We start from the raw sequence: 23494 nt of genomic DNA, 5'->3' as shown, positions 1-23494 counted from the left end.
GTTTTTTGCGTCGACGAAAAGCTAGCGGTAACTAATCATATTTTAATAATTTTATTAGACAGAACAGGCTCTAGTTATGTTACTATTGTCTTATCATTATTTGTAATTGTGAAAAAGTAAGTTACTCTATTTGAATTAGAAAGGTAGGCTTAGTATGAAATCAGCTTCACATGTTTCGACAGAGGGTTCATCTACACGCTCTATTTCAAAAAAACAACGTATCGGTATGGCGGTTGTGCTTGGTTCGATGACGGCCATCGGTCCACTGTCGATAGATATGTACTTGCCATCCCTGCCGATGCTGGCTGCGGACTTGCAGACAACGGCATCTTATGCGCAGCTTAGCTTAACGGCATTCTTATTAGGCATTGCACTTGGTCAATTGTTAATGGGTCCACTTAGTGATGCACGTGGCCGCCGCATGCCGCTTATTGCTTCACTTGTTGTATACGCAGCTACTTCTTTCTTGTGCGCGTTCGTTCCATCCATCTGGGGCTTGCTTGCGCTGCGCTTCATTCAAGGGGTCGCTGGGGCTGGCGGGATCGTGATTGCCCGTGCGATGGTCCGCGATATGTATGACGGTCCGGAACTAACCAAATTTTTCTCCCTCCTGATGTTAATTAACGGACTTGCACCCATTATGGCACCTGTAGCTGGTGGCCAGCTCTTAAAGTGGACAACATGGCACGGTATCTTTGTTGTGTTAGGTTTGCTAGGTATCTTATTGATTGCGTCAGCTGTCTGGGGTTTGAAAGAAACGTTGCCTGAGCAGCGCCGCTTAAAAGGCGGAGTAAAGGCAACTCTATCCACCTTTGGAGGACTGCTCGGTGATCGAGCGTTTATGGGGTTTGCGTTGTCAATGGGCCTAGTATCTGCAGCTATGTTTGCGTATATTTCAGGTTCGCCCTTTGTACTACAAGATATTTATGGTGTATCGCCGCAAATGTTTAGCTTATTGTTTGCATTGAACGGTCTTGGCTTAATTATTGCTACTCAAATAACCGGACGGTTAGTTGGGCGCTACCACGAATCTCAATTATTTGTTGCAGGACTTCTGCTGTCGCTTGCGGGCGGCCTAACGTTACTCGCCATGATTCTCATTGATGCGCCTCTGCTTGCGATTCTCATTCCACTCTTTGTGTCTGTATCAAGCACAGGGGTGGTCGGCACCGTGGGCTTCTCGCTTGCGATGCAGAATCAAGCCAGCAACGCGGGGAGTGCCTCAGCAATGCTGGGCTTGCTGCCCTTTATATTGGGCTCGGTAGTAGCCCCTCTTGTAGGTCTTGGCGGTGGACATACCGCTGTTCCAATGGGAATCGTAATCGCATGCTGCAGCTTGTTGGCGATGACTTTTTACGTATCCATGATCCGCAAGCGTTATGCCAACCCTGTAGATCAGAAGGGTATGAGCGTTTAAGTATCTCAACAAACAAAAAAATTAAGTTCAAACCAATATAAAATCACAATAGAATGATGCAATTTAGTTATGAGCCGGAGGGGATTGTCCTTCCGGTTCTTCTATTGAATATAGTAATAGCAGGGATCGTGTAGATTAGAAAATACTATAGTTGTAATGGCGAAGCTAGTTTTACTTGCCCACTTGGAGAATCTTTTTATCATGGGGACATAACGACAGCTAGTAGAGTAGAGCTTGGAAAAGCAAGCAATTTTGCCGACTAATGTATGTTCTTGAATATTTAGATTTTGACGTGAGAGAGTGAACGTGATTAGATCAATATAACAAGTGTAGACGGAGGTAAATGGAGCCAAATGAAGAAAGTGTTGTCTTACCTTAAACCTTACCGAATACCGATGGGTTTTGCGATTACGCTGATGCTGATTGAGTTAGCAGTAGAACTGCTGCAGCCACTGCTGATCGCCAAAATCATCAACGAAGGGATTACACCTAAAAATATGAATCTGGTCCTGCAGTGGGGCGGTGTGATGTTGGGATTGGCATTTATCGGCTTCGCCTGCGGAATCATTAACTCTTACTATGCTTCCCGAGTGGCGCAGAATTACAGCTTTGACCTGCGGCGCAGCTTATTCGATCGCATCCAATCGTTTTCATTTGCCAACTTTAATCAATTTCCTACTGCGACGTTAATTACACGTGTGACGAGCGATGTGACCCAGGTGCAGAATTGTGTGTTTATGGCGATGCGTATTATGATGCGAGCTCCACTATTGCTGCTTGGAGGACTGATTATGGCACTTGTCGTCCATGTGAAGCTTGCGCTTATTCTGGCGGTAGTGACTCCGTTGATGCTTGTGTTTCTGGTCTGGATGATGAAAAAGGGGTTTGTTCTTTTTCGTTCCGTACAAGAAAAGCTGGATCGTGCCAACAGTGTGCTGCGCGAAAACTTGCTTGGCATGCGCCTGATCAAGTCATTTGTACGGAGTAAGCATGAAGAGGCTCGATTTGCAGCCGCTAATCAAGAGCTGGTGGATCGAACAGTGGCGGTGCTGCGTTTAATGGAAACGGCCGTACCCGTATTACTGTTCGTTATGAATGTTAGCGTGCTGCTCATTCTGTGGATCGGTCATGATCAAGTGCTTACGGGTGGGGCTAATATCGGTGAAGTAGTGGCGGTAGTCAATTATGCTGCTAGGATAACAGGCGCATTTTCCGTTGTGTCGATGATTGTGATGACCTTATCGCGTGCACGCGCATCCGCGCAGCGAATTGAGCAGGTGCTGACTGCCGAGGCGGATGTCATCGATAAAGAGCAGGCCAGTCAATCCGCGTTCATTAGAGGTGGAGGCGTCCGCTTTGACGAGGTAACCTTTGTATATCCTGAACATCATGTTCCCGTATTGGATCGAATCAGCTTTGCAGTAGAGCCAGGCCAAATAGCGGCCATTATGGGCGCCACGGGTGCGGGCAAGTCAACGTTATTTCAGCTCATCCCTCGTCTATATGATGTAACAATGGGTTGTGTATGTATTGACGAGCTTGACGTTAGAGACATGCTGTTGGATCATCTTCGAGGTGATATCGGCTATGTCCCGCAGGAGGCGATGCTGTTCTCAGGCACGATTGCGGATAATATCCGCTTTGGCCATGAAGGTGCTGCACACGATGAAGTGGTTGATGCGGCACAGCGCGCGCAGATTCATGAGACAATTATGAGGCTGCCTAATCAGTATGACACCGTTATTGGGCAGAAAGGCATTAATCTGTCCGGCGGACAGAAGCAGCGGCTGTCCATTGCCCGTGCTCTGGTGCGCAGACCTAAGCTGCTGCTGCTTGATGACAGCACAAGCGCATTGGATGTCAAGACGGAAGCAAAGCTGCTGCGTGCGCTGCCAACAGCATCGTGCACCACATTGATGATTACGCAAAAGATCAGCACAGCGATTCATGCCGACATTATTCTGCTGCTTGATGAAGGAAAGCTGCTTGCAGCTGGTTCCCACGATGAATTGCTGCAGCGATCAGTGCTGTACCAGCGTATGGTAGAATCGCAATTCGGAAAGGAGGCGGTGCCGCATGACTAAGGATCGGTACAGCAACCCCAGTGGGGGACCGTCCAGCACAGACTCTCCGTTGCCGAGAAAGGGCCATGGGGCGGGGCCGCGACAGAAGCAGAAGCCAAAGGATATGTTAGGGACACTAATGAAAATATGGGCCTATTTGTCCTCCTATAGAGGTCGGCTGGGGCTTATTCTAATATTGGTGTTTATCAGTTCCGTGCTTGGACTGCTGGGACCGTTCTTGCTTGGTTATGCCGTCGATCAGTTCATCGGCGCAGCGGATCACGGAGGACTTGTGCAGCTTATCGCGCTGCTTGCAGGCGTATATGTGATTCATTCCATCGCCTTGTGGCTGCAAAATATTTGGATGATCCATATATCACAGCAGGCAGTATCACAAATGCGCAAGGAGCTGTTTCAAAGCTTGCATCGTATGCCCGTCTCGTTCTTCACGAAGCGGCAGCACGGGGAGTTGATGAGCAGATTGACCAACGATATGGATAATGTCAGCTCGACGTTAAACAGCTCGTTTATCCAGTTATCATCTAGCGTACTCACGTTTGTAGGCATGTTAGGCATGATGTTGTGGTTAAGTCCAACACTGACACTAATTACGTTGCTTATTGTGCCAATCATGTACTTCGGTATGAAATGGATTACCAATCGAACAGGCAAGCATTTCAAAGAGCAGCAGCGCAACTTAGGAGATATGAACGGCTTTATCGAGGAAACGTTTTCGGGTCAAAGGATGGTAAAGGCATTCTCACAGGAGCGTAAGGTCACCGCGCAGTTTATCGAAAAGAGCGAACGGCTGCGAGAAGCGGGTTATTGGGCTCAGATGTATTCGGGCTTTATTCCGAAGCTGATGAATATGCTGAACAACGTCAGCTTTGCCATCATTGCAGGGGCAGGTGGACTGATGGCGGTAAACGGGATGATCACCATCGGAGTTATCGTCACGTTTGGAGAATATGCAAGGCAGTTCACCCGTCCGCTAAATGATCTCGCGAATCAATTCAATACCTTTTTGTCTGCGATTGCAGGGGCGGAACGTGTGTTTGAGATTCTGGAGCAGGATCCTGAGGCGAAGGATGAAGGGAATGCTGCGCATATAAATGAGATTCGTGGCGATATCAGGTATGAAGACGTCTCGTTTGCATATGAAAAGGACATGCAGACCGTCTCCGATCTGAACTTTCATCTGGCAGCGGGGCAAACGGCTGCATTGGTCGGACCTACTGGTGCAGGCAAGTCGACCGTCATTAACTTGCTCTCGCGTTTCTATGATCCAGATGAAGGCACGATCTATGTGGATGGCGTTGATATCCGGCAAATTACACGAGACAGCTTGCGCAGCCATATGGGCTTTGTACTCCAGGATCCCTTCCTATTTCAGGGCTCGATCCGTGATAACATTCGCTACGGACGGCTAGAAGCAACGGACGAGGAAGTCGAGCAGGCGGCTGAACTGGCAAATGCCCACTTTTTTATCAGCAGACTGGCGTATGGGTATGAGACATTGCTGGATGCAGAAGGCAGCGGCATCAGCCAAGGACAGAAGCAATTAATATCGATCGCACGTGCGATACTGGCCGATCCTTCTATATTGGTATTGGATGAGGCAACAAGCAGCATCGATACGGTCACCGAATTGAAAATCCAGGAGGCTTTGTACCGCTTGATGCGGGGCAGAACGAATATTGTAATTGCCCATCGCCTGAATACTGTTCGGCAAGCAGATATGATTGTCGTTTTGGAGAATGGGCGTATTATGGAGCACGGCAATCATGATGAGTTAATGGACAAGCGAGGTTTCTATTATGGGCTCGTGCAGAGCCAGTTTGAACGGGCTACTGTATGACAGTTGCCTAGTGTAAGGGGCTGTATAGAAGCTGGGAATTACAGCTATAGGTAGGTGCTGCAGGTTGTGAACAACAATGGCGGAGGGACATGGAGCTTCCCTCTGCACAATGTTCAGAGAGTGAAGAATCAATATAATCTAGTAGTGCCTATCTATTTACAAAGATATGCCTATAATAGTGATATCAGCTCGTTAATTTGCTTGATAACGATAACACATTCTTTTTGTTTATCATGTTTATGGAGTCAGATTCTATTACATCTTTATAAGGGGGATAGAGGTATGGCCTTAATGAATTGCAGTTTCTACTCGGAGGTATTGGGTCTTAATACGGAGATGACGGTGATTGTACCGCAGCAGACGACCACGCAGATTGGCTTGGAAGGACATGCTGCCAAGTCTCTTCATCCTACGCTTTACTTGCTGCATGGTTTGTCAGATGATCATACGATCTGGATTCGTCGGACCTCTATTGAACGTTATGCGGCTCAGCTCGGGCTTGCCGTAGTCATCCCGCAGGTGCACCGCAGCTTCTATACTGATATGTACAATGGACTCGCCTATTGGACATTCCTCACCGAAGAGCTGCCGAAGCTGGCGCAAGGTTTCTTCCCCTTGTCGGACAAGCGCGAGGACAATTATGTCGCCGGATTGTCGATGGGTGGGTATGGGGCGTTTAAATGGGCGCTTACACATCCCGAGCGATTTGCGGCTGCCGCCAGTTTATCCGGTGCGCTCGACATCGGGAATGACGTGTTCAGGCAACGATTGGCACGAGATATGCAGCTCATTTTTGGCGATCAACCTATATCAGGGACGGAGAATGACCTCCTGCATTTGTTGAAGAAGGGCGACCAGGAGCAGGGTTTAAAGCCAAAATTGTATCAATGCTGCGGGACGGAGGACTTCTTGTATGAAGATAATCTGAAATTCCGTGATACCGCACGTCACACTACTTATGAGCTGCACTATGAAGAAGGCCCAGGAGAGCATGAATGGGGGTACTGGGACGCTCGCATTCAAGATGTATTGGCGTGGCTCCCCTTAAGAAAAGAACAGGAATAAGTAGTGGATCAATAAGATGGCCCGATCACGATTAGCATGCTGCAGGTGCCAATCGTAATCGGGCCAGTTTGATGATAACCCGGTACGTTGTTGCTTATGGTTTTACGTTAAGTGATTCTTTTCCTGTCTGCAGGCGTTCTTTGCCTATGTAGAAAATACACAGGGAGCCAAGAACAGCAGGAATAAGCGTCCACAACGCGTCTGTTATTTTATCCAACAAGGGCGCTGGAATTCAAATAATAGTCCACTCGAACCTAATATATAGAAATTAAACTTGTATTGCAGACTCAACGGTACTGTTCTCGTGTTGTGTATAATGATGACGGTATTCGACGCGTCCGATGCGGCACCCCTCGCCGATTCGTACATGATTGCCGCGAACTACATCAGCAGTAGTGTGCTCAAGTTCGATATCATCCCCCTCGATAATATCGGCAGTCAATCGCGCGTCTGGCATGACTTTAAACAGAGCGGGAATAAACTTAAGGACGTTTCCAATGCTGCTGCCCTTACGAACTGTAATTTTTTCGCCGCCAATCTCCTTGGCACTGCATGCCCAGTTGACCTTCGCGTCCAGATTGCCTACATTCAGCATACCATCGATGTTAAAACAACCGTTTGTATCCAGCCGCTCCACCTCGCAGTTGCCTTTAATAGATACGCCGCCTCTGATTTTCAGACGTTCAGCGCGAAGCGATTCTCCTACGTTAAACATCCCGTTAATGCTTGCCTCTTGAACGAGCACACTGCCTTGGGCGTTGGCCTCACCCTGAACCGATATCTTTCTTGTTTCCAAACTGCCTTTTGCGTTTAGCGTGCCCTGCACACTCATTTCTTCTGCTATTGTATTGCCAAATATGACTGCGGATCCTGAACAGGAGAACTTATGACAGTCGATGTCCCCTGTTACTTCTCCGTCGCCCATAATGGAAACTTTGTTGTATATTCCTCCTGAAGCAGTCGAAGATCCCATAATTCTCATATTTTGCGCAGAACGCTTATCCATGAATCATCCCTCCATTTATTCGTGTGGCAGCGGTCATAACTTAGTCGTACGATTCACTTGAGCTTGATTGTGTACGTCCAATCCCATTTTGTATTCGATATGATCGATTTCGCACCCCGGGCCGATCACAACCATGCTGCCGCGCACGATGCGGGCTTTCGTATACTCCAGTACGACCTCATCGCCTTCAATTATATCTGCTTCCAGATAAGGACTGGTAAATAAAGAAGTAAGCATTTTAGAAAATGAATTCATTCGACCTTGCCTGACGGTTATCGATTCTCCGCCGATCTCCCGGGCACGGCAGGCGCCTAAAATTGTGGCATCGATGGTACCCGCATTAAGCAGACCGTCAATGTTAAACATGCCATTAATCTTTACTCGCTCTGCTTCGCAGTCGCGGTGGACGGTTAGTTTGCCATTCACCTCAAGCGAATCGCTATTGAGTGTGCCATCAACCGTTGCTAAGCCATTGATCTGACATTGCTCTGCCCGCAAATGGCCATTGATGGAACAAGTACCATCCACTTGCGCGGATTTAGCGGTCATGCTCCCTTTAACTTTAGATGTGCCGCTGCCTCTAAAGGAGCTGCACGTGGAGTCTCCATTAATAGTGGCCATGCCGTTTAGAGTAATACGATGAAATGAGCCGCCGCTTGAACTGCCGACACCATTAATATTCACATCTCTTAAAGGTTGTTGATTCATGAGCTTATCCTCCGATTCAAGTAAGTTTGACCTTTAATTGCTCCACGCACTCTGTCATCGAAAGCCGCACAATCAGCTTCGTGCTGTGATCGACGTAGATCTCGTTTGGGCTGGATACAAGCAGGAATGAGGTGGAGCCCATGTTCCTCAGCATGACGAGTTCGCTGCCCTTGCCCTGAAGCTTTTTATAATGTTCATGCAGCACTTGCAGCAGCCGTTTGCCTTCTTCTATGCTCATTTGTCCGGTTTGAAGCATTTGGTCTAAAGCGTACACATAAATGATTTGCTCAAATGAATAGGCCTCCGCATCTCCTGCCTGTTCGGTAAACAACTGCATCGCTACTGCCGTAATAATGTTGCGTTCAACAAGCTCTGCTTTGGTCAACGCCATCGAGGCTAAGTTCGGAGAGAACATATCTGCCAACTCATCCAAAGAGAGGTTATCTTTCATATTGACGATCTTATCGATGCGCTCCAGTATTTTATCTTTAGGAAAAAAGGTTTCTTGACCGGTGTACGTAGATTTGCGAACAAACCAGTCTTCGGGAATCAAGTCTTTGCGTTTCCATCTATAGAGCTGTCCGTAGGAAATACCGGTCAGATCCAGCAAGTCTTTTTTTGATATAAGCTGGTCTTCGATCACTTCGGCAGCCTCCTTTAGCGGTAATATTTGATAGTGTAACACTGTTTCGTTATTATCGTAACACTGTTTCGTTAGATACACAAGTCGCCTGCGGACGGAATTATACTACGTCTATAGACGGAGGAAATTTATATCACTTTGATTATGAAGATCCGGATGACAGCGTTTCTATGGTGACGTTGGACGATGATGAGGCGCGGCAGATTGCGGGTATTGTAGGTGGGTTGTCCTACAAGCCTAAAGCACTTGAGAACATTGAGGTGGCCCTGGATGATCTGATTATTGAGTGGTTTAAGATTGATAGCCATGCAGCTTGTATTGGCTAGACAATCGGTGGACTTGATGTAAGGCAGAAGACGGGGGCGGCTATTATCGCCGTTATTGAGAAAAATGCGGAGAAGAAAATTTATCCGGGGCCTGATTATTCCTTTGTAGGAGAATCCATGCTGGTTGTGGCCGGGGAAAGGCATCAATTAAAGAAACTAAAAAATATTTTAACGAGCGGGGAGTGATATGATGGATCATGTTGTACTCGAACTTGGTCTGGTTGTTGCCCTTGTAGCTCTGGCGGGACTGATATCAACGAAGCTGAGGTTCTCTGTTATACCGTTCTATATCCTTATTGGAATGGCTGTCGGCCCGCATGCTCCGAAGTTTGGGGAGTTTGATTTCCGGTTTATTGAGAGTGCTCCGCTTATTGAGTTGTTGGGTAGACTAGGTGTCGGCTTAACGATAGTGTCACGTGGTGAGTTGTCCATCATATTGGCGAACATCGGCAAAGCGGGGGGCTTGTTAGAGCTGCTGCAGCCATTTGCCGCGTTGTATGTGCTTATTCTGGCTATATTAGGACCGTTTTTAACGAAAGAATCCAAATACGTGTATATGTTCTTAAATTCCATTTTCAAATGGGATCGTAAAAAAGACAAAGTAAAACCAAAACCGTCGACCGAATAGTCGAAATCGTCCACATGTGATGACCAAGCAACGAACAGGAGGGGTTACACGATGAACATTATTAAAAATTCCATAGTGTTATCGATCATCGTAACCTTGCTATACTCCGTGTTCGTCCCGGTAGCACTGACGGATAATGCGCATACGCCGAATGATCCCATGTTCCTCGTGCTCAAGGATCAAATTCAAGTAAACTGTAATAAAGTATTCCGAACGCAATCTGTTAAAAAGGCAATTTCGATCCTTAAAATTGAACCTGCACATTGGAATGCCTGTGAAGTACTTGTCTAATTACCTCAATCAGAACTCCAAGCCAAGAACAGCAGGAATGCCCTCGTCGTAATAATGTTTAACGGGCTGAACCTCGGATACCAAGTCTGCAACAGCTATTACGGCTGGTGACGCAGAGCGGCCTGTAATAATTAAATTTAGTTTTTCCGGGCGTTTTTGTATAACGTCAACAACTTCAGACAGCGGCAGTACATCATCAACTGGGAAGCTGTCGATGGCAAGCGCGTTGTTTAACTCATCCAAAATAATGAAGTCATACTGATCCGATTGAATTTCCTGCTTGGCGATAGACCAGGCCTTAGCCAATGATTCCCGATGCTCCTCTGGTGTCTTCAACCACGTAAAACCAATCCCTAATTGACGTACCTCCACACCTATTTTCTCCAATGCAATTTGCTCTCCATATGTTCTGCTAGGACTTTTAATGAATTGTAGAATCAATACCTTAAATCCTCTACCTACTGCACGTACGCTTAAGCCGACGGCTGCTGTTGTTTTGCCTTTCCCGTCTCCGGTATACACAAGCACTAAACCTCTTGATTTCCTGGACATCGTTACGGCCTCCTAAATGTAGTTTATCTTTTTTTGCTTTCCTTAAGGGTCAAACACGAACAATATGAATATTGTATCCTATCAATGCGTGATATGCAGTGCTGATCTGTTCCAATACGTGCAAATCTATTAAACATTTTATTTAAGTTGGCCATTAGATGTATGAAATGTACGAATCCTCTGGTAGTTTTGCTTGTCGCATTATCTCATCATTTTCATATGATGTAGTAGACCTGCTAGGAGGTGAGGACAATGTCGAGATTATATTATGGGGGTTGTAATTGTCATAAATGTCATCCTTGCAGACCGAAGATACATCCTGCCTGTGAGGACAAGCACGAATACTATGAGGATGAGGATGAATGCGAGCATAAAGAAAAGAAGCACGATCCGTGCGAGAAGAAGAAAGAGGACAAATGTAAAGAAAAAGAGCACAAGCATGATCCTTGTAAGAAGAAAAAGAAGCAGGAAGACAAATGCAAAGACAAACATGATGACAAGAAGAAACAAAAGTGCAAAAAACATGATCATAAGAAGTACGTTAAAAAGGTGTATGTAGTATATGAAATTTGTGAAGATAAACATGTAAAAGAGTAATCGTTGATTGATGCGCACGCATATGCCGAAGAATGGTCAGAACTTGACCACTTCGTTTGTAATATATTAGAATAATCAACATTTTATACAGGAATAAATAGGGGGCGAAGGAATTCGGCCCCTATTTTAAAGTGTCTAACCTATCATAATCTTGCCTTCTGGATAACGATACAGTGACTGTGGCTTGCGTCGATTCAATGCATAAGCAAGGGTTAAGGGCCCCAATCTGCCGATAAACATAGCTGCACAAAACACCAGTTTACCGAATACAGACAACTCTGGTGTTAATCCCATAGACAGGCCAACGGTTGCGACCGCTGAAGTCGTATCGAACAAGATCTCTAAAAACGGCTTTTGTTCCGTGACAGCCAAGAGCATAGCGATTGACAGCACCATCATTAATGCAAGGAAAATAATCGTAAGCGCCTTTACGATTTGGTCCTTGGACAATCGGGTACGGAACAGCACTGCGTCCTCACGTCCGCGAAGCATGGCTGCAACGGCGCAGATTAGGATGGCAAAGGTAGTCGTCTTGATACCTCCACCTGCGGAACCTGGGGAGCCCCCAATGAACATTAAAATAACCATAAAAAATTGCGTGACCTGCCGTAGGCCTTGAATATCAACCGTGCTTGTACCCGATGAACGAGAGGATATGGATTGAAAGACTGATGAATAGATCTTTCCGGCAAAAGACATTGGCTGCAACGTATTTGGATTCGTGTATTCAAATACAAATATCATAGCCGCCCCAACTACAATTAAGATAGCTGTCATGGACAAAACAACTTTAGAGTGCAATGAAAACTTTCGTTTTCTTGGGTATTCGTAAAGTTCAGCTAATACAATAAAGCCCAATCCTCCTGAAACAATGAGGAAGAATGCAATGATATTAAACAAAAAATCGTCCGCGTAGGCTTGAAAGCTATTTCCAAACAGGTCTAATCCCCCATTGTTAAATAACGATACAGAATGAAATAAGCCGTAGTATAAAGCTTTCTTAAGCGGCATTTCGCGCAGCCAATGCAGAGCTAGAATCAGTGCGGCGCTTGCTTGGATAACGGCGACAAATATTATAATTCTACGGATAATCCGTACGATGCCTTCCATGCTATCTGTATTCATGGCCTCTTGTAAAATGAGCCGTTCACGTAGAGATATCTTTTTGCCTAGCATCAAATAAAATAGTGTAGCAACTGTCATAAATCCGATGCCGCCTATCTGAACAAGTACGATTATGACAATTTCCCCGAACATCGTAAACGTGGAGGCTGTATCCACGACTGTTAATCCGGTGACGCATATCGCCGAAGTAGCCATGAAGAGAGCGTCAACCCAACCGATGGCATGTCCGTCGTGGACCGCGATTGGCAGCCTCAACAGTATAGTTCCAATTAGGATTAAAAATAGAAAGCCTGCCACTAATACTCGCGAGGGTGTCCAATTTTTCCACTGTCTGGCAACATAGTTCCAACAAGATGCCATAAATCCACCTCCTTTAACCAAAACGTTCACTAGTATATCGCTTCCAGCCATACTTGTAAATGGCTTGTGTTGCATAAACAATTTAAAGGTAAGTACGCTTAGTATCCCCAATCTGTTGCGGGGCAACCGATCGTCGTTGGTTTTAGGTTTAATATTTACTGTTAATGTAAGAAATGAGCTCTGTTTTCACGTAAATGGTTATAAATATTCTGAAATAGTCATAACCGAGAAAAATAAAAAGCCACCCCCTTAGGAGCAGCTTTGTGCTAGCTTATAGTCGCAGCAGGGTTAGCCTTTTACACTTCCGGCCGTAACCCCTTCGATAATTTGTTTTTGCAGAATACCGTAAATAATAATGACAGGTACGACACTGATTGTAATGGCAGCAGTCAGTGCCCCGTAGTTCATATTAAACTTATCAGCGAACGACACGACAGCAACCGGAAGAGTGCGCAGCTCCTGGTTGGATAAGAATAGGTTGGCTAGAATGTATTCGTTCCAGTTGCCAATAAAATTAAGGATGAACACGGTAACCAAGGTGGGCATCGTTAACGGAATGACGATACGACCCAATAGGCCGTATGTTGATAAGCCGTCCATAATACCGGCCTCCTCTAGCTCAGACGGCATCGACTTTAGGAAGGCTGCAATCACAAATGTAGTAAGCGGAATGCCAAATGCGGCATAAGGTATCATTAATGCAAACGGCGTATTATAAATACCGAAATCTTTAATCATGATGTAGAGTGGTATTAGCAGTGATGCAGGCGGAATTAAGATGGACAACAGCAGCAGGCCCAGGACAAGCTTGCTTAATGTAGGGAACTTCATCCGTGTCACCGCGTAGGCGATAGCGGTCGATAACAGTATGGTAGTTACGGTTGATACGATGCTGATGTAGAGACTGTTGACAAAGTAAGTGCCGATGTGTGAGCTGGACAGCGCATTGGCATAGTTGTCCCAGCTCAGCTTAGACGGCAAGCCCCAAGGATCGTTAAATATTTCCGTATTGTTTTTAAATGAGGAAATAAAGACAAATAGTAAGGGAAATATAACGATAACTACGTATACAAGAAGGACGACGTGAGACAGAATACGATTGTTGGCACGGAGCTTCATTAATATTCGGCCTCCTTCGAAGTCTTCTTGTTTACGAGATGATAGATGAGGGAAAGTATGGCGGTAAATACGGTAATGATAATGGCAATCGCATTTGCATAACCGAAGTCTCCAAGCGCGTAGGCTTGTTGATACATGTAAGTAGCCATTACTTCCGAGCTGCCAAATGGCCCGCCATTCGTCATAATGAGTACAATATCAAGCGCCTTCATGGCACCAGTGATGGATAGCAGCATCGTCACTACAATGACGGGACGAATAAGTGGAATCGTCAGCAGCCAGGCCTTGCGCCAGCCCACAGCCCCGTCAATTTCGCCGGCTTCTAGTATTTCCTTCGGAATGGCAAATATGCCGGCGAGCACAAGTACAATGTAGAACCCGGTCCACTGCCAGCCATTCGTGACCAGTACGGACAGGAAGGCTGTCTTCTCATCCCCCAGCCACAATCTTGTCCATGTTTCCAGCCCTACTGCTTTAAGGATTTGATTCAACAGCCCTGCATCCGGTGAATAAATGAACTGCCAAATGACTGCGATCGACGCGGTCGATAAAATGCTTGGCATAAATACTGTCAGCTTATAGAAGTCGAGCAGGCGCTTTACGCCGCTGACTAGGATAGAGACTAGAATAATAATGGGAACTTGAATAAATACGGAAAACAGAACAAAGTAGATGTTATTTTTAAAAGCGACCCAAAACTTTTCATCTGATAATGCACGGACAAAGTTATCAACACCGTTATAAACGGGATCCGTAATGCCGTCCCAACTTGTCACCGAGTATTGAAGAGACTTAAATAGCGGTATTAAATAAAAGGTAATATAGAGCACGAGAGCCGGTACGACAAATACCATATAAGCGACACGATTCCGGAGTATCTTGTTCATCATTCATCTCCTACGTTCCGGTGAGCATCGAGCCATAACCGGGATGAAATGTAAGAACCGGGAACCACAACTCAAGCCGCGGTTCCCGATACATAAGTTGAAAATTACTTTCCTTCCTTAATAGCTTTCTCTTGCGCTTGCTGCATACGTTCTGCTGCTTTTTCCGGTGTTATTTTGCCGCCGAGCAACTCTTGTACCGTCTGCTCCAACGTTACTTTCACACTCTTTTGAACAAGTGCATCGAATGCAGGGAACGCACCTTTGGCTGAGCCTTGGGATTCACCCAATGATTTCACAAGCTCTGTTGCCCCTTCCACGTTGCTAACCCCTTTCATTGCGGGTATACGGCTCGATTCGATAAGGCTGCGTTTTTGTTGCTCTACATTGTACCAGTTTTTAATAAATGCTTTGACCGCTTTTAATTCGTTCTCCTTCAAATCGGCGGAGACACCAAATCCATTGGACCATCCGCCATTGATAAAGCCGTCGCCAGGGCCGCCTACGTCAGGAAGACGGAAGAAACCGGATACATCTTTGACCGTAGAAGTGTCGCCTGTGATGGCATTGGCCGCCCAGCTGCCGTCAAACAGCATCGCTGCTTTGCCTGTATAGAAGTTGGCTTGGCCTTGTGAATACTTCAGACCAAGCACATTCGGGTCGATATAACCTTTGTTTTTCAGATCCTGCACACGCTTTAAAGACTCCACGACAGCAGGATCAGTCCACTTGGTAGTACCTGTAGCAAAGCCGTCTTGCAGTGCAGGGCCGCCAAGGCCCACGAACAGGCTGTTCACGAGCATGTTGGCCACCCAGCCATCGCCAGCGCCATCTCCCATTGCAATTGGCGTGATGCCTTTTGCTTTGAGTGCCTCACACACAGCGAGCAACTCTTCCCAAGTTTTGGGTACAGTTGCGCCAGCATCTTCAAATAGCTTTTTATTATAAAAGAACCCCTCAATGTATCCTGATTCGGGAAGTCCATATATTTTTCCATCCACTGTGAATTCCCTTAAATTAAAGAAGGCGTCAGCGATGCCAAGTTCGGTCAAGATATCATTCAGCGCAAGCAAACGTCCTGCCTTTGCGTATTTGACCGTATCATCTCCGCCAAATAAGTTAAACAATGGAGGCTGCGTGCCGCTGGTCATCTCGGCTTTCAGCTTTACGTCTCGGTTCACCGTATCTTCAACGCCATCCAACTTGAATTTCAACCCAGGTACTTCTTTCTCTGTAGCTGCTGAGACTTCTTCAAGCTGCTTCAGCATGGCTTTTGCGGTGTCGCGTACGTTAATGTGACGGATAACAACGTCGAACGACTCTGCTTTCTCAGGTTCAGGAGTTGGTGTCGTAGTGCCACCGGCTTCCTTCGGTGGATCAGCCGGTTTGCTGGAACCGCCGCAGCCTGCCAGTGTGAGCATTCCCATAAGTGCAACGATCATCAATAACGTCAACCTTTTTTTCATTTCTTAACACTCCCGCATTCAAATTTGTTTAAGCGTGAAAGATGGACAAGGCTACCATTCAAGCTGATGCGTGAACTCGGAGTCGGCGAAATGAGGACTGATCCTGCTGACTGTATACCCCTCTTTGGATAAATATTTATTCATTTCTGCATAAGCGGCACAACTAGGTAGCATCACCTCCTTTAAGAATGCCGTACTAATTGCATTACTAACTGAACTTGAAATCGAGAACCAAAATAAATAAGCATTTAGAAAAGACATGATTGCGATGTGGAAACAGAGTCATGTTGTGAGTCAAATTGTGTAGGACAACTGAGAGCAGCAGGCGAAATGGTGTGGACAGTCGATGATGAGTCATACGTACAGCTAGGTGTAGTTAACGTATATGTGTCGAGCCGTGGAGTGGTTGCACGGTATGTTGGAATATTACAGGTGTGTTCATTGGAGTGCTGGAACTTGCATGCTATCGTGCAATCCTGATTGTAGTGTGATAAGGATTGTTCCCTCAAGTCTGCAATTCTCTTGCTAGAAGATAAATTGCAAGAAAATAATAGCGGTTATCTTTTTGGACAACTCCTGCAAATGAAAGCGCTTTTTTAGTTGATATGAGGATAATAACACAAATAAATCAAATTTCAAGATGCTGGAATCGAAAAAAGAAAAAAAGCCTCATAGGGTTGAGGCTTCCGTAGTTGAAGTTCGATGAATCTGAGTTTCCCGAAACATGAAGTAGAAGCATACAGCAGCGATGACATATAAGAATCCTGTAATACAAAATGTAATTGCATACCCCCAGTAACTGCCGTAGTGGGTGATGAGAGCTGACTGAACGGTGCCCATGCTTGCCCATCCTAACATAAAGGCTGTTTGGGTAAAGGAATTAGCGATCCCTCTCCTCCGATCCGACACAAGGTCAACCATCAGGGTAGATTGAATCGGGTTAGCCGCATTCATAAGGGCTTGCCGGAACAGGAAGCTGATGGAAGCGATAACGAGCAGATTCGTAAAGCCAGTCAAGAGTAAGAAGGGCAATGACAGCAGTTGAAAATACACAACCGCGCGCACTTGGCCGACACGCTTGGCTAGCGTTGGACCTATCAGGATGGAGATAATGGTCATCACCTGCCCAAGTGAAACCAGCAGGCCTACAGCCGTTAACGATACGTGAAAACGGTCGGTAAAGTACAGGTTTAAGTAAGGGACGACCAAACCGGAGCCAAGACCCACAAGAAGCTGCGCGAATGTAAATTGAATGATTCGCTTCCAGTCCTCGTCCTGGCGCAAGCTTGGCTGTGAATCAGATGACTGTTCTTCAGCCAGCAATGACTCAGGCCGCACAACTGTTGGTTCTTTTACGAACATCAAAGGCACAAAAGAGGCCAGACTGACTGCGCCACCAACCATAAGTACAAGTTGGAGACTGGACACTTTGTCCCAGCCGGCGCCTTGCATCCAGTCAGCCCACATGCCTCCTCCTATGCTACCGATAACCTGCGCTGCAAGCACCATTGAGAAATGATAGCTGAATATGCGCAGTCTTTGCGACTTGTCGATATTGGCAGCAAGGAAAGGTACGGCAAGTACTTGATAAAAGGAAGCAAACAAGCCTGAACAAATAGCAAACAGCTGCAGACCCATTTCACCTTCGACATAAGATCGTCCAATGAAGCTAAGCCCGGTAAATAAGGCGCCGATGATCAGGATGTTTTTCCGGCTGACTCGATCTCCTGCAAGGCCGATAGGGATAAACATGCATGCGGTGGCTAGGGACTGTACGCTGACAAGTGTTCCATTCATCGCCTGATTGAATCCAAGTGCTTGAATATATAAGTTATACAGCACCATAAACATGCCGCTTCCGAATTGATAGAGCAGATTAGAGATAAAGAACAGCTTAATGTTTCGGTTCCAATGTTTGACTTCGGACAAAAAATGATGAGGAAAACGCATAAATAACCTCCGGTTATTGGTGAATGACTTATCTATTGTATCAGGGGTTATTCTGGAGGGAAAAGGGAGTAAAGTCATAGTTTCGCGTTAAAACAGCCGGATATCTGCTAATTACTCCTGCTATCTATTAGACAGCAGGTAAATAAAAAAGATGAGATGTCTGAGTATCCAGGGAAGGGAGGCATAAACAGTATAGCCCTATACGGAGGTAGAGATGGAGGAGCCATTTCTGGAATGCTAGTTAGAGTGCCAGTCTCTTTAGAGAACGGTTTTTTGCATTTGTATTTATAACAAAGAGTGGGCAATTAAGGATTTGACAGTAAAAGTTTTATGAATATATAATTATACTACTTAATTAATAAGTGAGTTAATAATTAGATCTACTATTAAATAGAGAAGCTATCTAAATATGTTCTAAAACATAAATGATTCGGGGGGATGACATGTTTGACCAAGAGACGACAGCTTATAAGCTTGCACAGTCTTTTATGAGATTGAGTAAGGCCGAGTGGCATCAACGTATGACAACTGGCAAGAAGCGTAGTGAGATGATGTTATTGTTCTGTATTAAGCGTCAGGCACATGATGGAGAGCCCGCTATGCGTGTGTCGGAGATTAGCAGCCTGCTGCGGGTCGCTTCACCTACGGTTACACAGACATTAAATGGTCTGGAAAATAAAGGTTTGATTGAAAGGGTCATGGATAAGCAAGATCGGCGTGCAGTTCGGGTAAAGCTAACGGAAGCAGGCATCAAGCTGACAGAAGAAGGTGAACAGCGATTTGCTGATCATATGAATGGCCTCATTGCATACTTGGGTGAAGAGGATAGCGGGCAATTAGTGGAATTGCTTAAGAAGGTATACGAATATTACGACATGCTTAACCAGGAACACGAGCAGCATAAATAGACATGTAAAGATGGAGTTGAGGAAACATGATGAGGTTGTTTCGTTATTTGAAGCCGTATCGGCTGCCGATCGGGATTATTTTGGCGCTTGTCTTCGTACAGTCGCTGTCAGAATTGTATTTGCCTACGTTAATGTCCGATATCGTGAACTTTGGTATTTCAAAAGGGGATGTGCCTTATATATGGCAGATTGGCGGCATCATGCTGGCAGTAGCCATTGGGGGGACGATCTGTGCGATCATTAGCAGCTACATGTCAGCGAAGGTAGCTATGGGTTATGGCAAATTGATGCGCGGCAAAGTATTTAACCATGTACAGCACTTCTCTTTGCAGGAATTTGATCAAATAGGCACTGCTTCGCTAATTACGCGGACGACCAATGACATTACACAAGTGCAGCAAGTACTTGTTATGATTTTACGGATGATGGTCAGTGCGCCGATGATGTGTATTGGCGGCATTATTATGGCGGTGAACAAGGATGCAAAGCTTACGTTAGTGCTGGCTGTCGTCATTCCAATCTTGGCGCTGGCGATATTTGCAGTAGCAAGCAAGGGCATACCGTTATTCAAAGCGATGCAAAAGAAGCTGGATAAACTCAATCTGGTGCTGCGTGAAGGCTTGATTGGTATTCGAGTGATTCGTTCTTTTAATCGTACGACTCATGAAAAGCAGCGCTTTAATGACGCAAATACAGACTTGACTCAGACCGCAATCAAGGTCAACCGTATTATGGCGTCGCTAATGCCAATTATGATGTTGGCGTTTAACTTTTCGACGATTGCAATTATTTGGTTCGGCAGCGACCGGATTAATGCAGGCAGCATGCAGGTCGGCGATTTGATGGCCTTTATCCAGTATGCGACCCAAATCATGTTTTCCCTGGTCATGGTTTCCATCATATTTGTAATGATTCCGCGTGCATCTGCTTCGGCAACTCGTATTAACGAGGTGTTGGAAATGGAACCAGTCATCCGTGATCAAGCGAATGGAAAGCAGGCATCAGGTCAACACGGATATATTGAATTTGATCGTGTTACATTCAGTTATCCTGGTGCAGAGAATCCCGCCTTGTCGGATATTTCGTTCAGCGCCCGCCCTGGTGAGACTACTGCGATTATAGGCGGTACAGGATCGGGCAAGTCTACGATGCTCAACTTAATCCCTCGCTTCTACGACATCGACAGCGGGAGAATTCTCGTTAACGGCATCGATGTCAGAGAGCTTTCGCACGAGGATTTAAGGGCAAAGATCGGACTAGTGCCGCAGAAGGCGGTCTTGTTCTCTGGAACAATTGCTGACAATATCCGATATGGCAAGCAGGATGCCACAGATGAAGAGATGAGGCACGCAGCAGATGTGGCGCAAGCTACAGAGTTTATTAATGGTATGCCGGATGGATTTGAATCGACGATTGCTCAAGGCGGTACGAACGTATCTGGAGGCCAGAAGCAGCGGCTATCCATTGCTCGCGCCTTGGTTCGCAAGCCAGAGATCTATATATTCGACGATAGTTTTTCAGCACTGGACTTTAAGACGGATGCGAAGCTGCGGGCTGCATTGAAGGGAGAAACGGTAGATTCGACCGTTATCCTTGTTGCGCAGCGTGTCAGCACGGTTATGGATGCAGACCGGATTATTGTGCTTGAGGAAGGTCGGATTGCAGACGTTGGTACGCATAAAGAGCTGCTGGAGAAGAGCGACGTATATCGTGAGATCGTGTCCTCGCAGTTGTCAGAGGAGGAGATTGCGTGAGTGACCATAAGAAAACAACAAAGCCGGGCGGTAAGCAGGGCGGCATGGGGCCGATGGGGCCTGGCATGATGATGCCTGGCGATAAGGCAAAAGATTTTAAAGGAACATTAAAGCGGCTCCTTAGTTACTTAAAGCCCAGCCGCACTAAGTTGATCATTATTTTCTTTATGGCAATTTGCAGTACGGTGTTCTCTATTGTCAGCCCGAAAATTATGGGGAAAGCGACTACCAAGCTGTATGAATTTACGATGGCAAAATTGAACGGTCTACCAGCTGTTATGGACTTTGAATTTATTAATCAGATTCTCCTTCTGCTCGTTGGCCTGTATCTGTTCAGTGCGCTGTTCAGTTACGTGCAGCAATATATTATGGCAGGTGTGGCGCAAAAAATTGTTTACGACATGCGGAAGGAAGTAAATGAAAAGCTAAACCGACTGCCGCTTAAATATTTTGACTCACGGACGCATGGCGAGATTTTAAGCCGCGTCACTAATGACGTTGATAATATTAGTACGACACTGCAGCAGAGCTTGACGCAGCTTATCACGTCCATCATTACGATCATCGGTGTCATTGTGATGATGCTGACGATCAGTCCTCTGCTGACGTTGATCTGCATGCTGACGCTGCCATTAAGTGCTATCGTCATCAAGATGGTCGCATCGCGTTCGCAGAAACACTTTGTGGGCCAGCAGAAATCGCTCGGCGAGTTGAACGGCCACGTAGAAGAAATGTACACAGGGCATAACATCGTTAAGGCATTTGGACATGAAGATCAATCGCTTGAAGAATTCGGTCAAATTAATGAACGCTTGTATGAATCGGGCTGGAAGGCACAATTTATATCCGGCATGATCATGCCGTTGATGAATTTTATCGGAAATATCGGTTACGTGCTGATCTGTGTTGTGGGTGGTATTCTGGTTACAAAGAAATCGATTGAGATCGGGGATATCCAGGCGTTTATCCAATATGCTCGCCAATTTACCCAGCCAATCGCGCAGACAGCTAATATCGCTAATATCATCCAATCGACGATAGCTTCGGCAGAGCGTGTATTTGAAATATTGGATGAGGCAGAAGAGGTTCCGGAATCCGAACCTGCTACGGCAATCGCGAGTCCTGCGGGCAGAGTCGAATTTGATCATGTCCAGTTTGGCTACAAAGCAGATGAACTGCTGATCAAAGATATGAATATCGATGTAAGCCCAGGTCAAACCATTGCGATCGTTGGACCGACGGGTGCAGGTAAGACGACCCTGATTAATCTGTTAATGCGTTTCTATGAGATCAACGGTGGTGCAATCAAGATTGACGGTGTGGACATCACACAAATGAAACGCAGTGATCTGCGTAAGATGTTTGGTATGGTATTACAAGACACATGGCTCTTTAACGGCACGATCCGTGATAATATTGCTTATGGCCGGGAAGGTGCTTCCGAAGCCGATATTATACGTGCCGCGAAGGCGGCTCATGCGGATCACTTTATCCGCACACTGCCGAAAGGGTATGATACCGTGCTGAATGAAGAAGCGTCCAACATTTCGCAAGGACAAAAGCAGCTGCTGACTATCGCACGAGCGATATTGGCAGACCCTTCGATCTTGATTCTGGATGAAGCGACAAGCAGTGTGGATACACGGACCGAGGTTCATATCCAGAAAGCGATGAATCAATTGATGCAGGGCAGAACGAGCTTTGTAATTGCGCATCGTCTGTCCACCATTCGTAATGCGGATCTCATTCTGGTCATGAACCAGGGAACCGTGATTGAACAAGGAACGCATGATGAGCTGATGCAGCAGAAGGGCTTCTACGCCGATCTCTATAACAGCCAATTCTCAGAGTCAGCACCGGCTGCAATCTAAGCGTAAGCGCACATAATTAAGCCATAACCCGATTCACAAATCATCGTACTTCTGTATGATGAATGTGATCGGGTTATTTTATATGCATGGACATCGTCACGGCAACATTTAACATTTTTTTAACTAAATATTTACATGCCCATGACAGCCGCTTGACACTTGTAAAGTAAGGTATAGATACACCAACTATAAAGAAGGCAGACAGATGACTGATGTAAACAAGCTTGCTTTCCCGATCATTGCATCGATAACAAAGCCCGATCAGATTCAGAAGGCTGTAACAGGTCGAATTAGAAGGGTCATTTTGATGACGGGAAGCATATTGCAGTTGTCCTCGATTGTCAGCAGTCTCCAGCAAGCTGGCAAACAAGTCTACGTACATACGGAGATGGTAGGAGGAATCGGCAGAGATTCACATGCAGTACAGTATTTGGCCGAGACGTATAAAATCGATGGTATTGTATCTACCAAGAGCCAAGCGATCGTGGCCGCGCGACAAGCAGGCATTAGTTCAATCCAGCGCATATTTGCAATTGATTCTTCTGCTGTGGAAACGGCGATCAAGCTGATTGGTCAGTCGAAGCCTAACGAGGTGGAGCTTATGCCGGGCCTAATGCCTCGTATCGTAGGTGAGTTGAAGCAGGCCGTTAATTGTCCATTGATCGTAGGCGGGTTAATTCGCAGTCAAGAAGAGATCCAAGTTGCAATCAAAAGTGGAGCGGATTACGTATCGATTGGTGATTCTCGTTTCTGGTAGCGGAATTTAATAAAAAAGAGTAGACGGGTGGAGACGATGAGATAACCCTGAAGCAACTGATCCAATCCTTAACGGGAAGTGGTTTGCTTCAGGTTGTCTATCGTCTTTTTTGTAATGGTGTCGCATGAAAAATAGGGTAAAGACAA

The 23494-nt window shown here is 45.9% G+C and carries 19 protein-coding genes and 2 pseudogenes; 12 read left to right on the top strand and 9 right to left on the bottom strand.

Going from position 1 to position 23494, the window contains the following annotated elements; genetic code table 11:
• The first annotated feature begins 154 nt into the window (after positions 1-154).
• The 4 genes from MH117_RS12260 (at position 155) to MH117_RS12245 (ending at position 6403) form a co-directional block, all read left to right on the top strand.
• Positions 155-1417, top strand: a complete 1263-nt coding sequence (locus tag MH117_RS12260) for a multidrug effflux MFS transporter (protein WP_239328994.1) — start codon at positions 155-157, stop codon at positions 1415-1417.
• Positions 1418-1770: 353 nt separating this feature from the next.
• Complete coding sequence (locus MH117_RS12255) at positions 1771-3501, top strand: ABC transporter ATP-binding protein (protein ID WP_239328993.1); 1731 nt, start codon at positions 1771-1773, stop codon at positions 3499-3501.
• Complete coding sequence (locus MH117_RS12250; RefSeq protein WP_481857264.1) at positions 3494-5338, top strand: ABC transporter ATP-binding protein; 1845 nt, start codon at positions 3494-3496, stop codon at positions 5336-5338. Before MH117_RS12255 ends, MH117_RS12250 begins: the two co-directional genes overlap by 8 nt.
• A gap of 282 nt (positions 5339-5620) precedes the next feature.
• Positions 5621-6403 carry an alpha/beta hydrolase gene (locus tag MH117_RS12245; RefSeq protein WP_239328992.1) on the top strand — a complete coding sequence of 261 codons (783 nt, stop codon included), beginning with the start codon at positions 5621-5623 and terminating at the stop codon, positions 6401-6403.
• Between the two features lie 268 nt (positions 6404-6671).
• On the opposite strand, the gene MH117_RS12240 is transcribed toward MH117_RS12245, so the two are convergent.
• The 3 genes from MH117_RS12240 to MH117_RS12230 are packed head-to-tail and all read right to left on the bottom strand — an operon-like array spanning position 6672 to position 8757.
• A complete protein-coding gene (locus MH117_RS12240) occupies positions 6672-7409 on the bottom strand; it encodes a bactofilin family protein (RefSeq protein WP_239328991.1) in 738 nt (245 codons plus the stop codon).
• Between the two features lie 33 nt (positions 7410-7442).
• Positions 7443-8117, bottom strand: a complete 675-nt coding sequence (locus tag MH117_RS12235) for a hypothetical protein (protein WP_239328990.1) — start codon at positions 8115-8117, stop codon at positions 7443-7445.
• A 16-nt stretch (positions 8118-8133) separates the two neighbouring features.
• Positions 8134-8757 (bottom strand): YhbD family protein, encoded by a 624-nt coding sequence (locus MH117_RS12230; RefSeq protein WP_239329214.1) that lies wholly within the window; start codon positions 8755-8757, stop codon positions 8134-8136.
• Positions 8758-8888: 131 nt separating this feature from the next.
• On the opposite strand from MH117_RS12230, the pseudogene MH117_RS12225 reads away from it, so the two are divergent.
• The 3 genes and pseudogenes from MH117_RS12225 to MH117_RS12215 form a co-directional block, all read left to right on the top strand.
• Positions 8889-9272: pseudogene (locus MH117_RS12225) on the top strand (cation:proton antiporter regulatory subunit); the annotation flags it as partial.
• Between the two features lie 208 nt (positions 9273-9480).
• Positions 9481-9714, top strand: a pseudogene (locus MH117_RS26820) (cation/H(+) antiporter); the annotation flags it as partial.
• Positions 9715-9765: 51 nt separating this feature from the next.
• Positions 9766-10005, top strand: coding sequence for a hypothetical protein (locus MH117_RS12215; protein WP_239328987.1), 240 nt, complete (start codon positions 9766-9768; stop codon positions 10003-10005).
• A 9-nt stretch (positions 10006-10014) separates the two neighbouring features.
• On the opposite strand, the gene MH117_RS12210 is transcribed toward MH117_RS12215, so the two are convergent.
• Positions 10015-10557 carry a cob(I)yrinic acid a,c-diamide adenosyltransferase gene (locus MH117_RS12210; RefSeq protein ID WP_239328986.1) on the bottom strand — a complete coding sequence of 181 codons (543 nt, stop codon included), beginning with the start codon at positions 10555-10557 and terminating at the stop codon, positions 10015-10017.
• Positions 10558-10809: 252 nt separating this feature from the next.
• On the opposite strand from MH117_RS12210, the gene MH117_RS12205 reads away from it, so the two are divergent.
• Positions 10810-11154: a hypothetical protein gene (locus MH117_RS12205; RefSeq protein WP_239328985.1), complete on the top strand. Its 345-nt coding sequence runs from the start codon at positions 10810-10812 to the stop codon at positions 11152-11154.
• A 135-nt stretch (positions 11155-11289) separates the two neighbouring features.
• On the opposite strand, the gene MH117_RS12200 is transcribed toward MH117_RS12205, so the two are convergent.
• The 5 genes from MH117_RS12200 to MH117_RS12180 form a co-directional block, all read right to left on the bottom strand.
• Positions 11290-12639 (bottom strand): TrkH family potassium uptake protein, encoded by a 1350-nt coding sequence (locus MH117_RS12200; RefSeq protein ID WP_239328984.1) that lies wholly within the window; start codon positions 12637-12639, stop codon positions 11290-11292.
• A 288-nt stretch (positions 12640-12927) separates the two neighbouring features.
• Positions 12928-13758 (bottom strand): carbohydrate ABC transporter permease, encoded by an 831-nt coding sequence (locus MH117_RS12195; RefSeq protein WP_239328983.1) that lies wholly within the window; start codon positions 13756-13758, stop codon positions 12928-12930.
• A complete protein-coding gene (locus MH117_RS12190; protein WP_239328982.1) occupies positions 13758-14645 on the bottom strand; it encodes a carbohydrate ABC transporter permease in 888 nt (295 codons plus the stop codon). The genes MH117_RS12195 and MH117_RS12190 overlap by 1 nt, the downstream gene beginning before the upstream one ends.
• 104 nt (positions 14646-14749) lie before the next feature.
• A complete protein-coding gene (locus MH117_RS12185) occupies positions 14750-16108 on the bottom strand; it encodes an extracellular solute-binding protein (RefSeq protein ID WP_239328981.1) in 1359 nt (452 codons plus the stop codon).
• 669 nt (positions 16109-16777) lie between these two features.
• The gene (locus MH117_RS12180) at positions 16778-18058 is read right to left on the bottom strand and encodes an MFS transporter (RefSeq protein ID WP_239328980.1); all 1281 of its coding nucleotides are present in this window, start codon (positions 18056-18058) and stop codon (positions 16778-16780) included.
• A 443-nt stretch (positions 18059-18501) separates the two neighbouring features.
• Here MH117_RS12180 and MH117_RS12175 point away from each other — a divergent pair, with 443 nt between their 5' ends.
• From MH117_RS12175 to MH117_RS12160, 4 genes are all read left to right on the top strand, one after another.
• Positions 18502-18966 carry a MarR family winged helix-turn-helix transcriptional regulator gene (locus MH117_RS12175; protein WP_239328979.1) on the top strand — a complete coding sequence of 155 codons (465 nt, stop codon included), beginning with the start codon at positions 18502-18504 and terminating at the stop codon, positions 18964-18966.
• Positions 18967-18992: 26 nt separating this feature from the next.
• Entirely contained in the window at positions 18993-20720 is a 1728-nt protein-coding gene (locus MH117_RS12170) for an ABC transporter ATP-binding protein (RefSeq protein ID WP_239328978.1), read from the top strand.
• 44 nt (positions 20721-20764) lie between these two features.
• Positions 20765-22591 (top strand): ABC transporter ATP-binding protein, encoded by a 1827-nt coding sequence (locus tag MH117_RS12165; RefSeq protein ID WP_239329213.1) that lies wholly within the window; start codon positions 20765-20767, stop codon positions 22589-22591.
• Between the two features lie 205 nt (positions 22592-22796).
• Positions 22797-23348, top strand: a complete 552-nt coding sequence (locus MH117_RS12160) for a glycerol-3-phosphate responsive antiterminator (RefSeq protein WP_239328977.1) — start codon at positions 22797-22799, stop codon at positions 23346-23348.
• The last annotated feature ends 146 nt before the right edge of the window (positions 23349-23494 follow it).

It is taken from the genome of Paenibacillus sp. ACRRX (genome assembly GCF_022346885.1).
Classification (GTDB): Bacteria; Bacillota; Bacilli; order Paenibacillales; family Paenibacillaceae; genus Paenibacillus_B.
Note: the sequence above shows the minus strand (reverse complement) of the source record. Positions and strands in the feature narration are given on the sequence as shown.

What these genes read in the sequence shown, in the direction of transcription:
- MH117_RS12235 (WP_239328990.1), bottom strand. Translation starts at nt 8,117, where the DNA reads ATGAATCAACAACCTTTAAGAGATGTGAATATTAATGGTGTCGGCAGT.
- MH117_RS12245 (WP_239328992.1), top strand. Translation starts at nt 5,621, where the DNA reads ATGGCCTTAATGAATTGCAGTTTCTACTCGGAGGTATTGGGTCTTAAT.
- MH117_RS12175 (WP_239328979.1), top strand. Translation starts at nt 18,502, where the DNA reads ATGTTTGACCAAGAGACGACAGCTTATAAGCTTGCACAGTCTTTTATG.
- MH117_RS12160 (WP_239328977.1), top strand. Translation starts at nt 22,797, where the DNA reads ATGACTGATGTAAACAAGCTTGCTTTCCCGATCATTGCATCGATAACA.
- MH117_RS12200 (WP_239328984.1), bottom strand. Translation starts at nt 12,639, where the DNA reads ATGGCATCTTGTTGGAACTATGTTGCCAGACAGTGGAAAAATTGGACA.
- MH117_RS12260 (WP_239328994.1), top strand. Translation starts at nt 155, where the DNA reads ATGAAATCAGCTTCACATGTTTCGACAGAGGGTTCATCTACACGCTCT.
- MH117_RS12215 (WP_239328987.1), top strand. Translation starts at nt 9,766, where the DNA reads ATGAACATTATTAAAAATTCCATAGTGTTATCGATCATCGTAACCTTG.
- MH117_RS12255 (WP_239328993.1), top strand. Translation starts at nt 1,771, where the DNA reads ATGAAGAAAGTGTTGTCTTACCTTAAACCTTACCGAATACCGATGGGT.
- MH117_RS12185 (WP_239328981.1), bottom strand. Translation starts at nt 16,108, where the DNA reads ATGAAAAAAAGGTTGACGTTATTGATGATCGTTGCACTTATGGGAATG.
- MH117_RS12190 (WP_239328982.1), bottom strand. Translation starts at nt 14,645, where the DNA reads ATGAACAAGATACTCCGGAATCGTGTCGCTTATATGGTATTTGTCGTA.
- MH117_RS12205 (WP_239328985.1), top strand. Translation starts at nt 10,810, where the DNA reads ATGTCGAGATTATATTATGGGGGTTGTAATTGTCATAAATGTCATCCT.
- MH117_RS12195 (WP_239328983.1), bottom strand. Translation starts at nt 13,758, where the DNA reads ATGAAGCTCCGTGCCAACAATCGTATTCTGTCTCACGTCGTCCTTCTT.
- MH117_RS12240 (WP_239328991.1), bottom strand. Translation starts at nt 7,409, where the DNA reads ATGGATAAGCGTTCTGCGCAAAATATGAGAATTATGGGATCTTCGACT.
- MH117_RS12165 (WP_239329213.1), top strand. Translation starts at nt 20,765, where the DNA reads ATGGGGCCGATGGGGCCTGGCATGATGATGCCTGGCGATAAGGCAAAA.
- MH117_RS12170 (WP_239328978.1), top strand. Translation starts at nt 18,993, where the DNA reads ATGATGAGGTTGTTTCGTTATTTGAAGCCGTATCGGCTGCCGATCGGG.
- MH117_RS12180 (WP_239328980.1), bottom strand. Translation starts at nt 18,058, where the DNA reads ATGCGTTTTCCTCATCATTTTTTGTCCGAAGTCAAACATTGGAACCGA.
- MH117_RS12210 (WP_239328986.1), bottom strand. Translation starts at nt 10,557, where the DNA reads ATGTCCAGGAAATCAAGAGGTTTAGTGCTTGTGTATACCGGAGACGGG.
- MH117_RS12250 (WP_481857264.1), top strand. Translation starts at nt 3,494, where the DNA reads ATGACTAAGGATCGGTACAGCAACCCCAGTGGGGGACCGTCCAGCACA.